The sequence below is a fragment of the Chryseobacterium gwangjuense genome (assembly GCF_021311115.1).
GTDB lineage: Bacteria > Bacteroidota > Bacteroidia > Flavobacteriales > Weeksellaceae > Chryseobacterium > Chryseobacterium gwangjuense.
Genome location: NZ_JAJTNP010000011.1, coordinates 1 through 4,109 on the forward strand (window position 1 = coordinate 1; position 4,109 = coordinate 4,109).

Consider the following 4,109-nt stretch of genomic DNA (forward strand, 5'->3'; position numbering starts at 1 on the left):
TGTAAGCAATGTAGACTATATGTATGTAGTGATGAGAGTAGCTTTAATGAAAGGAGGACTTCCTGTGAACTGTACCAACTTCGATAAAGGAGAAGTGGAAGATTACACAGTAAGAATCACTAAGAAAGCTGCTGTCAATGTATTGAATCAGTCAGATATCTTAATTTACCCTAATCCGGTAAGCACTGTATTGAATGTAACGAATATCAGCAAGCGAGCTAATTACAAGATTTACAATGCAGCGGGTCAGTTGGTAACTAAGGGAATCATCTTAAACAACAAGGTTGATGTACGTTCACTAATCAACGGAGTATATATGATTGATATTGAGGATGGCTCAACTTCAGTACAGAAGAAGTTTATCAAAGAATAATAATTGATTATTTTTTAAATAGAACGGATTAGACTTAACCGTTTAATCTTAAAAACAGGATAAGCTCTCAGAAATGAGAGCTTATTTTTTTATTGATTTTTGTTAAATAAAATACAGATTTATAAGGAAAAGAAATTTTTCTTCAAAAAAACTATTCTTTATTTTATTATTCATTAATAAGGGAGTTTTTTTGTTCGGATATAAATTTATATAAGTTTTTTATAGAAAATATTTTTTAAAATTTTCAGTGTAATTGTTGTTTTTATGTTGTTTTGATAAGCAAACAAAGTTATTTGAATGGTTTTTAATTAAAAAATATATTTAAATTTGTGAAATTGTTAAAATTATAAATATGAAATGAAAACTATTTTTTATCCGTATAACTACTTTCACGAAAAGTTATACCTGTCTTTTTACACGATTATCACTATTAAATTTAAAAAAATATGAAAATGATTAAAACCAAAAGATTCCTGAGGAACTTGGTTGTATTGTTTTGTCTAGTCTTTGGACTGTTTGCTCGAGCACAAACAATTACAATCGGTACAGGAACGAATACCCAAAGGCAGCCTTTAGGGTCTTATTATGCCTATGAAATGTCGACATCACTTTATACTGCTACGGAAATTGGCTTACCGGCAGGAGGGAGTATTCAATCTGTCGCTTGGAACTGTACAGCTGCAATGAGCTTTAATCTTCCAATAAAGATTTATTTAAAATCTGTACCAAGTGCAACGACAACACTAACAGCACTACCTTGGACTACGGAAAAAATGGGCTCTGTATTGGTATATGATGGAACGGTAAGTAATTTGCCGATAGGTTGGAATACCATTACTTTGCAAAATCCATATTATTATAATGGTACAGATAACTTAGAGGTTCTGGTTGAAACGAACTTTGGAGGCGCTTCTGGTGGATCGACAAGCAGTACAGGAAGCAAAATTGCTTATACTACTGCATCGACTCAGCATATGTATTATTATGGTAATAATGCACCGCAAGCAACTAATGGATATGTTTCTTCGAGTAGACCTAATATCAGGTTGACTTTTGGGGCGGCTCCAGCATGTATACCACCGTCCATATCTGGATTAACTTTGTCTACATTGACATCTACGAGTGCTGGAATTAGCTGGACAGCTCCTACAACGGCTCCTGCGGGAGGGTATGATGTGTATTATACGACATCTACGGCGATGCCGACTTCCACTACTACACCTTCACAAACGGTGACTACGGGAACTTCGGCGACGCTTTCTCCATTGACAGCGAATACGACTTATTATGCATGGGTGAGATCAAAATGTAGCGGAACGAGCCAAAGTATTTGGATTGGCCCGCTAGTGATCTATACTGCATATTGTTTGCCTTCAGCAGGTACCAGCTCGACAACGTCTTATTTATCTCAAATTGCAACAACAGGAGGATGGACGAATTTGAATTATATTGCCTCATCATATACAGCATATGTTGATAATACCTCTACAACCATTAGCGCTTCACCGGGAAGTGCTATTGATGTAACTTTAAAAGGAGCAAATACCTCATATTATCGTTATTACGTATGGATAGATTGGAATAATGATATGGATTTTAATGATGCAGGAGAAACTATTCTTGCTACAACGACATCAGTTAACGCAAGTGTTTCAACAGTTATTAATGTGCCGGCGGCACAGCCCTATGGAAATTATCGGGTAAGATTTGCAGCATCTGGGTCAGCTGCTATTGCTCCTTGCGGACCAGCCCCCTATGGGAACTATGTAGATTATAATTTAGAAGTTGTTGCTCCGCCAACTTGTATGCCTCCTACGGCGGTCGTTTTGAACGCTACTTCTACATCGTCCGCAAATATTGGATGGACAGCTTCTACATCTGCTCCTTTAGGGTATGAAATATATTATAATACCACTAATATTGCTCCTGGGCCAGGAACGGTACCTCAGATTACAGGGATAACAGGAACAACTGCTACCGTACCCGGTTTAGCAGCAAATACCACTTATTATATATGGGTAAGAGCAAGATGTAGCTCAACAAATGCAAGCCCATGGGGAGGGCCTGTTACCGTATATACAGCGTACTGTTTGCCTTCTGCTGGTACGAGTACAACGCTATATTATCTAGCTCAAGCATCTACAACCGGAGGATGGACGAATATAAATTATACAGCATCGGCATACACGGCATATGTTGATAATTCACTGACTGTAATCAATACTTCACCAGGCAGTGCAATTAACGTGACATTAAAAGGTGCAAATACATCTTATTACCGTCATTATGTATGGGTAGATTGGAATAACGATTTGGATTTCAATGATGCGGGAGAAACTATTCTTGCAACTACCACCACTGTTAATACAGCAGTTTCAACAATTATTAATGTACCAGCAGCACTAGCTTATGGAACTTACCGAGTAAGGTTTGCAGTATCGGGTTCTGGAGCTATTACTTCTTGTGGAGCAGCTCCATATGGTAATTATGTCGATTATAGTTTAAAAGTGGAAGCGCCGCCTTCATGTTTACCACCTACAGGGATGTCGGTTGGTTCAATAGAAGGAACAGGGGCTATTATCAGTTGGACGGCTCCAACACCAGCTCCAGCAGGAGGGTATGTATATTATATTTCTACCTCACCTACACCTCCGGCTTTTGGAGCAGCTCCTACGGGAACCTCAATAACTAACTCGGTAGATTTAAACCCTACATTACTTCCTAATACGACTTATTACTGGTGGGTAAGAGCAGTGTGTTCTCCTACGGATAATAGCTATTGGGCAGAAGGACCAAGCTTTATGACTACGCAGATTCCAGCTGCTCTTCCTTATCTTCAGAATTTTGAAACAGCGAATGATTTTGGATTGTTGAATGGAACACAAACTAATAAATGGGCTCATGGTTCTGCGACAGGAAATACAGGAAAATCTATTTATATTTCTAACGATAACGGAACTACGAATGCTTATACAATTACATCAACAAGCATAGTACAAGCGTATAGAGATATTAAGATTCCTGCAGGAACATCTCTGGCGACATTTTCTTTTGACTGGAAAGCAGAGGGACAGACTACAGTTGATTATTTAAGAGTATGGTTGGTTCCTTCAACCTATTTGCCAACACCGGGAACTCAAATTACAACAGGTACTGGAAGAGTTCAGATAGGGCAGTACAATCAAAACGGAACTTGGCAATCATATTCTAATGCAAATTTGAATCTTACCAATTTTGCTGGAACAGTGATGCGTCTGGTATTTGAATGGGTGAATAATTCGGCTACAGGAACACAACCGCCAGCGGCCGTAGATAATATTATATTAAGAGTATGTAGTACATCAACACCATCTCCGGTAACAGTAACTACTATTACTCACAATTCTGCTCAGGTTGTCTGGCCGCAGGATATTGGAGGAGCTTCTTATAAATTAAGATATCGTCCTGTAGGTTCTACAGGAGGGTGGTTGCCTTCAGCAGCGGGTCAGGATATAACGGCGGTTACGAGTCCTAATCAAAATATTCCTCTTTCAGGATTAATTCCTGCAACATTATATGAAGTAGAAGTAGCAGCGGTTTGTAACACAATCAATGTTGGGAACTTTTCACATACTGAATTTACGACAAAATGTGACCCAACTCCACCGAATGTAACCTTTACGAATATTACCTCAACTTCAGCAGTGGTGAACTGGTCACCATTGGCAGTAAGTGCAACCTATCAGATGCAGTGGAG

At 38.6% G+C, this 4,109-nt stretch carries 2 protein-coding genes; both read left to right on the top strand.

Annotation, left to right across the window (positions count from 1 at the left end):
• A partial coding sequence (locus LV842_RS16035; RefSeq protein WP_233112436.1) for a T9SS type A sorting domain-containing protein occupies window positions 1–373 on the top strand: 373 nt, incomplete at its 5' end.
• A gap of 452 nt (window positions 374–825) precedes the next feature.
• A partial coding sequence (locus LV842_RS16040; protein WP_233112437.1) for a GEVED domain-containing protein occupies window positions 826–4,109 on the top strand: 3,284 nt, incomplete at its 3' end.